This window comes from Actinomadura sp. CNU-125 (genome assembly GCF_001942465.1).
Lineage (GTDB): Bacteria > Actinomycetota > Actinomycetes > Streptosporangiales > Streptosporangiaceae > Spirillospora.
On the sequence record NZ_MKJY01000433.1, the window covers coordinates 1 to 2784 of the forward strand.

The 2784-nt window shown below is 75.0% G+C and carries 5 protein-coding genes and 1 pseudogene; all 6 read right to left on the reverse strand.

The genetic code is table 11. The features are described from left to right. Window positions 1–376: pseudogene (locus tag BJF79_RS36260) on the reverse strand (hypothetical protein); the annotation flags it as partial. A 390-nt stretch (window positions 377–766) separates the two neighbouring features. Beyond that, complete coding sequence (locus BJF79_RS36265) at window positions 767–1105, reverse strand: nuclear transport factor 2 family protein (RefSeq protein ID WP_075904210.1); 339 nt, start codon at window positions 1103–1105, stop codon at window positions 767–769. Continuing rightward, window positions 1102–1266, reverse strand: a complete 165-nt coding sequence (locus BJF79_RS56375; protein WP_158079401.1) for a hypothetical protein — start codon at window positions 1264–1266, stop codon at window positions 1102–1104. Before BJF79_RS56375 ends, BJF79_RS36265 begins: the two co-directional genes overlap by 4 nt. Further along, window positions 1263–1778, reverse strand: a complete 516-nt coding sequence (locus BJF79_RS36270; protein WP_143220706.1) for a hypothetical protein — start codon at window positions 1776–1778, stop codon at window positions 1263–1265. Before BJF79_RS36270 ends, BJF79_RS56375 begins: the two co-directional genes overlap by 4 nt. Continuing rightward, window positions 1778–2272, reverse strand: a complete 495-nt coding sequence (locus BJF79_RS36275) for a hypothetical protein (RefSeq protein ID WP_075904214.1) — start codon at window positions 2270–2272, stop codon at window positions 1778–1780. Before BJF79_RS36275 ends, BJF79_RS36270 begins: the two co-directional genes overlap by 1 nt. Next, window positions 2269–2784 (reverse strand): hypothetical protein (locus tag BJF79_RS36280; protein WP_262403077.1); only part of this gene is annotated, 516 nt, incomplete at its 5' end. The genes BJF79_RS36280 and BJF79_RS36275, both read right to left, overlap by 4 nt.

Here is a 2784-nt window from a genome sequence, read left to right on the forward strand (position 1 = left end):
GACCGTCCGGGGCGGCGGCCAGCCGCGCCTCGCGGGCGAGCCACCGTGATCCGGTCGGGGTCGGCGGGCGCTCGGCGAGCTGCAGATGCAGTAAGCGGGCGCGGCGCCGCGCCTCGATGTCGCGGGCCGTCCCGGCGTGGTCGCGCAGCTCGTCCCGGTACCCGTCGGTGATGACCGCGGCGACCGCGTCCATGTAGGCGAACTGGGCGTCCACCACCAGGCCGAGCGTCGCGTGGTCGAGGTCGAGGCCGCCCGGGACGGTCGCGAGCGTGCGCCACACGGCGAGCGCGGACCGGCGCAGCGACTGCTGGATCTCGTCGGGGTCGCGGCCGTCGCGCGCCATGTGCCGGCCGACCCGCACGTAGAACGCCTGCACCCGGTCCCAGCCGCGTCCGGATCGTCGACCAGGTCGCAGAAGTGCCGCAGCCCCGCCGCGATCCCCGACCGCACCCGCCGGGCCTCGTCCCCGCTCTCCGGCGCGGTGCCGCGCTCGCGCAGCTCGTGCAGCAGCTCGTCGGCCGCCCGGTCCACGCGGGCCCGCAGCCGCCGCGCGACCCACGCCGGGACCTTCTCGAACGCCGGGACGTCCAGCTCTGTCACTGCCATTCGCCGTTCCCCCTCATGAGCGATCGTGCGCTCACAAGGATCGTCGATCCGGCCCCTTTTCCGGTTGTCCCGGGAATCACTCGTTACACGAGTTTCCTCGAATCCGGTTGACAAAATCAGGAACGAACGGGCGAATGGCGTCCGGTTTCCTGCGGAAAGGTCAGCCGAACATGTCGAGGCCGTCGATGCGCCAGCGCCCGTCCCGCCGGACGGCGTCCACGGCCAGCATCGCGGGGGCGTGCGAACTGCTCCCGTCGCCGGTCCGGGTCGTCTGCTGGTCGGCGAACACGAGGAGGCGCGCGCGCCCGTCCCGGAGGGTGACCACGGCGCTGTCGGTGACCCGGGTGCTCAGCACGGCCTCGCGTTTCGGCGCCTCCTCCCGCACCTTTCCGAAGACGCTCTCGTATTGCCCGACCGCGTCCCCGACGAGGAAACTCCGCACCGCGTCCCGGGTGCGTTCGGGGGCCGCGTGATCGTAGGAGAAGAGCCGCCCGATCATGTCGCGACCGCGCCCTTCACCTCGCTCGTCGCGGCGCCGTCGGTGAGCGCCGCGTTCCGCACGGCCGGATCGTCGCGCAGCGCCGCCGCCTCCTGCCGCGCCCAGAACCCGGACGCGGCCAGCAGCACCGCCGCGATCCCGAGCACGAACGGCCGGTTCACAGCGCGTCCCGGGGTGCGCGGCCGAGCCCGCTGATCTTCCAGCCGCCGTCCGTCCGGTCGAGCCGCGCGACCAGGCGGTCCTGCTTGACCACCGGATCGCCCTCGGGCGGAGTCACGGTGATCTCGACCGCGACGAGGACGCGCGCCCGCCCCGACCGCACGTCCAGCTCCGCGACCGCCGCCTCCAGCACCGTCGCCGCCGTCACCGTCTTCGCCTCCCGCACCCGCCGCTCGAACGCGGCGCCGCCCTGCGCGATCTCGCGGTGCAGCTCGCCGGTCGTCGACTCCCGCCACGTGCGCAGATCGGGTTCGAGCGTCCGGTAATCGAGCGTGCTGAGGTTCTGCACGGACTGCTCGCCCGCCCGCAGCACCTCCGCGCGGACGCGCGAGTACGCGGCACCGTCGTCGTGCGCCGCCGCATACCAGGACCGACCGCCCCAAAGAGCGAACAGTGCCGCGAGGACGGCGAGCGCCACCGCCGTCCGCTGCACGAGATCGGGACCGCCGTCCATCAGACCGCCCGCAGTTCGTGGATCGTCCACCGGCCGTCGGCACGCCGCGCGGACACGACGAGCTGCGCCGCCGCGGGCGTCCCCGCCCGCTCCCCCGCGCGCGTCGCCGTCTGGTCGAGGAACACCAGCACGCTCGCCGCGTCGCCGGACAGCGACACCACCCCCGCGCGCACCACCCGCGTAACGAGCGTGACCCGCTGCTCCGGCGCCTGCCGCTTCACCTGCCCGAACAGCGTCCGGTACTGCCGCAGCGCCGCCCCCCGAAGCACCCGCGCGGCGGCCCGCTCGGTCGCCGCGACATCGCCCGCCTCGTAGCTGAACACCGCCGCCAGCCCCCGCGACACGGCGCCCGTCGCCTCCGCCGCCGCCACGTCGTCGAACACCGCCCGGTCGTTCCCGCGGACCGCGTCCGCGACCGGGTGCAGCGCGACGCCCGCGAGCACGATGCCGAGCGCGACGGCGAACGGCCGGTACAACCGGAGGACCCGCCTCATCCCGCCCCCACCGGGACGGACGTGAGCGATTCGAGCTTCCACCCCTGCGGCGTCCGCGCCAGCTCCGCCGCGAACCGCTTGCGCTGCATCGTCGGCTCCCCGCCCTTCAACGTCAGCCGCACCCGCACCGCCGCGATCACCTCCGCGGTCCCGGCGCGCTCGTCCAGCGAGGTCACGGCCGCCCCGGTGACGGTCGCCGCCGCGTCCGTCCCCGACTCCCCGATCTTCCGCCGGTTCGCCGCCTCGTCCCGCCGCAACTGCGCGTGCAGCGCCCCCGTCGTCGCGCCGAGCCACCCGCGCAACCCGGCGTCCACGTTCGTCCCGTCCATCGAGTTCAGCGCCGCGATCTCCCGCTCCGCCGCGCGCAGCACGACCGCCCGTTCCCCCGCGGGCCCGCTCGCCGCCGGATCGTCCCGCCACACGCTCCACCCGGACCACCCGAGGAACACGACCGCCGCCACCACGACCCCCACCCCACGAGCCCCCACCGAGCCAGCAACGTCCGAGCTCCC

What these genes read in the sequence shown, in the direction of transcription:
- BJF79_RS36270 (WP_143220706.1), bottom strand. Translation starts at nt 1,778, where the DNA reads ATGGACGGCGGTCCCGATCTCGTGCAGCGGACGGCGGTGGCGCTCGCC.
- BJF79_RS36265 (WP_075904210.1), bottom strand. Translation starts at nt 1,105, where the DNA reads ATGATCGGGCGGCTCTTCTCCTACGATCACGCGGCCCCCGAACGCACC.
- BJF79_RS36275 (WP_075904214.1), bottom strand. Translation starts at nt 2,272, where the DNA reads ATGAGGCGGGTCCTCCGGTTGTACCGGCCGTTCGCCGTCGCGCTCGGC.